The following is a 5372-nucleotide window of genomic DNA, read 5'->3' on the forward strand; positions in this document are numbered from 1 at the left end:
TCCCACTACACTATCAGGTTTTATTCCCTTTTCTCTTAATTTTCTGGCCAGTTGGTTTGCCTTTTCGTTTAGCTCCCTATAAGTCAGCTGTTTATCTTCAAACACTACAGCAATATTATTGGGTGTCCGTTCCACCTGTTCCTCAAAAATCTGATGGATGGTCTTTTCCCGAGGGTATCCTGCTTTTGTATTATTAAATTCATATAATATTTGATGTTTTTCGTCTTGTGACAGCATATCAATTTCTAATAGCCTTTTTTCAGGAAAGGCTGCTGCCTCTTCCAATACATTAAGGTAATGGGCAATAAGCCTTATAACTGACTCTTTCTTAAACAACCTGGTAGCATACTCCAATTCAAATGCAATACCGTCCTCTGTTTCCTCAGCGTTTAAAGTCAAGTCAAACTTGGATATTCTTACTTCACTGTCATAGGGCATAAACCTTAGCCCATCCATCTTCACTTCTGATGCCTCGATATTTTGCAGTACAAACATAGTATCGAAAAGTGGATTTCTACCCAGATCCCTTTCCAGGTTAAGCTTATCTACCAGTTCTTCAAATTGGTAATCTTGGTTTTCGTAAGCCCTTAAGGAGTTTTCTCTTACTTCATTAAGGAAGTCCACAAAAGTCTTTCCACCTTGAGGGTGATTCCTCATGGCTAGCGTGTTTACAAACATACCAATAACGTCCTGAAGATCAGTATGCGGCCTTCCTGCAACGGGACTTCCAACTATAATATCTTCCTGTCCGGTGTACTTGGATAAAAGGACATTGTATGAAGCTAAAAGTACCATGTAGAGCGTGGCACCATTATTCACTGCAAGTTTGTTCAGTTTAACAGCAAGCTCCTTGCCTGCTTTGAAACTGATCACATCTCCCTCAAAACTCTGTATAGCTGGCCTAGGGTAGTCTAGCGGCATATTAAGCAAAGGAATTTCTCCTTTGAATACTTGGAGCCAGTATTCTTCCTGCTTACTAATTGTCCCATCAGCAAACAGCCTGTTCTGCCATACGGAAAAATCCTTGTACTGAATCTTAAGTTCCGGAAGTTCCTTACCTTCATACAGGCTCATAAATTCTCTTACCAGTATGTCGTCAGACACCCCGTCAGATATAATATGGTGCTTATCAAACATCATAATATATCTGTCTTCTCCAACTTTTATAAGCCCAACCCTAAGTAAAGGAGCCTCATCAAGGTCAAAGGTCCTAATAAATTCACTGGCTATTTTCGCAGCTCTTTCCTCATCGGTTTCCATATACATAACACTAAAATCCACATTGCTATGGACCTTTTGTACCGGTTTACCATCTATCATATGGAATGAGGTACGGAAAGACTCATGTCTGTCAACAAGCTCCCTAAAAGCCTGTTCAAAGCGCAGTTTATCGAGTTTGCCTTCAATTAGCATAATACCAGGCATGTTGTATGCCATCCCAACTGCGTCAAGCTGGTTTAGAATATACAGCCTTTTCTGGGCGGATGAAATTGGATAGTACTCCATCTCCCCAGCCGGCCCAATAGAATGAAATACACTCTCCTTTGCAATCTTGATGCACTCGGCAACTTCAGACATATTTGGGCTCTTAAATATTTCTTTAAGCGGTATGTTTACATTGAACTCTTTGTGAATCCTGGCAATAAGATTTGCTGCCCTTAAGGAATGTCCCCCCAGCTCAAAGAAATTGTCGTTTCTTCCCACTTTCTCTATACTAAGGATATCCTGCCACAACCCCGCAAGTTTCTCCTCCACTTCACCCAAGGGTGCGACATACTCTATTCCAGCATCGATATTGCCGTCAGGTTCGGGCAATGCCTTCCTATCTATTTTGCCATTGGGAGTCAGCGGCAGCTTTTTTAACTGCATAAAATAGGATGGTATCATATAGTCTGGAAGGTCCTTTAAGAGATGTCCCCTTAGTTCTGCTATTGTTAATTCATTTTCCCCTGCCACATAGGCACACAGATACTTGTTTCCCTTCTGATCTTCCCTTGCAATAACCACTGCTTCCTTTATTGAAACGTGCTTTAGCAGTTGTGCTTCTATTTCCCCCAGCTCTATTCTAAATCCCCTTATCTTTACCTGATGATCTACTCTTCCTAAAAATTCCATATTCCCATCAGACAGCCATCTGGCCAGATCCCCTGTACGATACATCCTTTCCCCTGGTATAAACGGGTTAGGTACAAATTTTTCAGCTGTCAGTTCGGACCGGTTTAGATATCCCCTTGCAAGCCCTTCTCCCCCTATGCACAACTCACCCAAAACCCCTGTAGGCTGAGGTCTCAAGTGTTTGTCAACAACGTAGTATTTTATATTTTGCATTGGCTTTCCGATAGGTACACTCCCGGATTCCAAATAGCTTCCCAGTCTCTTTTCGTAATAACTGGAATCTATGGTGGACTCAGTAACCCCATAGCTATTAACAACCCGCAGTTTCTCTCCATACCAGGATTGTAATCTTTCATAATCTTCCACAGAGAGAGTATCTGATCCAAGTATAAGCAACTTGAGGCTATCAATAATCAAAGCATTATCATGGATATAATCCATAAGAGGAATAATCAGTGCCGGTGTGGATTCAAAGATGGTTATTTTATGGGTTTTAATAAGTGAATATAATCGTGCAGGATCGTATCTCTCCTCGGATGAACAAATAACCATTTGGCCTCCGTTGAGCAGCGTTCTCGAAACATCTCCCACAAATACATCAAAAGAAAAACTTGCGATTTGCAACAGCTTTACATCCATATCCGCAAGCCTATATTCCTTTTTCCATGCGTAAGATATGTTGACAAGACTTCTATGCTCTATCATGATCCCCTTTGGCTTTCCTGTGGTTCCTGATGTATAAATGACATATGCTAAATTACAAGATTTATTAATGACAGGAAGATTTTCTGTTCTCCCGTTGTAATTCACACAGTCATCAAAGCTTATAATATCAAGATCAAATTTAATTTTTTCTTTATGATGTTCTTGCGTAAGAATAATTCCAGCCAAGCTGTCATCGATCATATATCTGATTCGTTCTTCAGGATATTCGGTGTCTATGGGTAAATACGCGCCTCCTGCTTTAAATACAGCAATTACACCTATTATCATTTCTATGGACCGGTCTACCATTATAGCTACTACACTGTCAGGTTTTAATCCCTTGTCCCTTAAGATCCAAGCCAGTTGATTGGCCTTTTCATTAAGTTCTCCGTAAGTCAAGTATTTATCTTCAAATACTACTGCTATGTTATCAGGCGTCTTTTCCACTTGTTCTTCAAATAGCTCTTGTATGGTCTTATCCTTAGGATATTCTACTTTTGTATCATTGAAGCCATAGATTATTTGCTGTTTTTCCTCCTGGGACAACATATTTATTTCCGACAACCTTTTAAACGGATTTGCGGTTATCTCTTCCAACACGTTAAGGTAATGAGCCGCCGACCTTTTTATAGTCTCTTTTTTGAAAAGCCGAGTACAATATTCAAAGCTAAAAGCCATACCATCTTCACGCTCTATTGCATCAATGGATAGGTCAAATTTTGATATTCTATACTCTAGCCCGTTATTAAAAGGTCTGAAGCTTATACCAGGTACTGCAAATTCTACCTTAGAGGCATTTTGCATGGTAAACATAGTATCAAACAGTGGGTTTCTGCTCATGTCCCTCTTCAAGTTAAGCTTCTCAACCAGTTCTTCAAATTGGTAATCCTGATTGTCATAAGCCCTTAGAGCGTTTTCTCTTACTTCATTCAAGAATTCTACAAAGGTACTATCTCCCTTGGGGTAATTTCTCATAGCCAAGGTATTTACAAACATACCAAGGATATCCTGCAGGTCTGAATGTGGCCTTCCGGCTATAGGGCTTCCAACGATTATGTCTTCCTGTCCGGTGTGCTTAGACAGCAATATGTTGTATGCCGCGAGCAGTGTCATGTAAAGCGTAGCCCCATTATCCCTTGCAAGCTTGTTTAATTTATTCGTAAGCTCACTGCCTGCTTCAAAGCTAAAAAAATCCCCTTCAAAGCTTTGTATTACAGGCCTTGGATAGTCTAGCGGCATATTCAGTACAGGTATTTCTCCCTGGAATGCTTGGAGCCAGTATTCCTCCTGGCTGCTAATTCCGCCCTCATCAAACAGTTTATTCTGCCATACAGCGTAGTCCTTGTACTGTATCCGAAGTGCTGGAGGGTTGTTTCCTTCATAAAGATCCATAAACTCACGAATCAGTATGTCCATGGAGACACCATCGGATATAATGTGATGCATATCAAACATCATAAGATGCCTGTCTTCTCCCGTTTTTACAAGCTCTACCCTTAGCAGAGGAGCCTTGCCAAGATCAAAAGGTCTGGCAAATTCCCCAGCATACTCTGCGGCTTTTTCTTCGTTAGTTTCAAAGTACATCACGCTGAATTCCACATGGTCATGAACCTTCTGGACCGGGTTACCATCGATCATGTGGAACGATGTTCTAAGAGTCTCATGCCTTTTTACCAACTGCCTGAAGACTTCCTGGAAACGCGCTGTATCAATGCTTCCTTCCAGCAGCATAATACCAGGCATGTTGTATGCTGTCCCTGCCCCTTCAAGCTGGTTTAGTATATACAGCCTTCTTTGTGCAGATGACATAGGGTAGTATTCCATTTCTCCTGCCGGTTGGATTGACTGATATAGGCTCTCCTTTGAGTCTTTAATATATCTGGCAATTTCTAAGATGGTTGGTGTCTTGAATATTTCCTTAAGAGGTATGTCTATATTGAACTCTTTGTGAATTCTTGCTACAAGGCTTGTTGCCTTTAACGAGTGTCCCCCAAGCATAAAAAAGTTATCATTTCTTCCTACCTTCTCTATTCCAAGGATATCCCGCCACAACAGCACAAGTTTCTCCTCTATTTCTCCCGAAGGTACTACGTATTCTACGCCGGTATTAACATTGCTATCGAGCACAGGCAATGCTTTCCTGTCTATTTTTCCATTAGGGGTCAATGGCAGCTTTTCCATCCGCACAAAGTAGGAAGGGATCATGTAGTCCGGGAGCTCTTTTGACAAGTGTTCCCTCATCCCCTGTACGGTTATTTCTTGATCCGGTACGACGTATCCACAAAGATACTTATTTCCGTCAGCTCCTTCTTTGTCCAATACCACCGCTTCTTTTATTGCTTCATGCTTTAATAACCGGTTCTCTATTTCACCCAGTTCTATCCTGTAGCCTCTTATCTTTACCTGATGGTCGATCCTGCCCAGATATTCTAGGTTGCCGTCAGGCAGCCACCTTGCCAGGTCACCTGTCCTGTACATCCTTTCACCCGGTGCGAATGGGTTTGCTGCGAATTTTTCTTCTGTAAGTTCCGGTCTGTTCAAGTACCCTCTTG

General features: G+C 41.4%; 1 protein-coding gene. It reads right to left on the reverse strand.

Going from position 1 to position 5372, the window contains the following annotated elements:
• On the reverse strand, nt 1-5361 hold a 5361-nt coding region (locus ACWA2B_RS27705), incomplete at its 3' end, for an amino acid adenylation domain-containing protein (protein WP_449292858.1).
• Between the last annotated feature and the right edge of the window lie 11 nt (nt 5362-5372).

The sequence above is a fragment of the Paenibacillus sp. CMM36 genome (genome assembly GCF_053570945.1).